At 46.1% G+C, this 542-nt stretch carries 1 pseudogene; it reads right to left on the reverse strand.

Annotated elements, in window-relative coordinates:
- Positions 1-542 (reverse strand): annotated as a pseudogene (locus R7E78_RS29810) (hypothetical protein); the annotation flags it as partial.

Genomic DNA, 542 nt, shown 5'->3' on the forward strand with positions numbered 1-542 from the left:
TCGCCAAAGCTTTCCTTTCCAAAACACATAAAGGAAACCACCACGCAGGTCAGAAGCTTTTGCTTTGTCGTTGCTACCATCTAAGTAAGCCAAAGGTCTCACCGGCACCAACACGTTATCCCACTCATCCATCTGAGTTTCTTTATCGACTGGTTGCAGGTCTTCAGCGAGTTTAAGCAAGATTGGCTGAGGCTGGTCAGAACAAGGGATTTTGATATAGAGCGTTTTGCCTTCAGCATCCAGCTCTTTAAACGTTGCAAGGCTACGGTGTTTGTTCTCGGTATCAGCCTTGCCTACAGTCACTTTTTCTTTTTGAGCGTCGGTTTTTCCCAACATCAAACATGCCGCGTTGCTAGACCACTGCCCTGCAAACTCGACAACGATTTTTTGGTCTGGACTTGGCTCAGAAGGGACATGCGTGTAGCTACGAACCAAAGTCACGTCGTCCTTTACCTGCTTATAACCCGCTTTATAAACTTTGCTCTCACCAGTCGATGAGACCGATTCAAGCTGTGCTTTTAGTCTTGGGAAACTTTGTAATT

Source organism: Vibrio sp. YT-19(2023) (assembly GCF_033337395.1).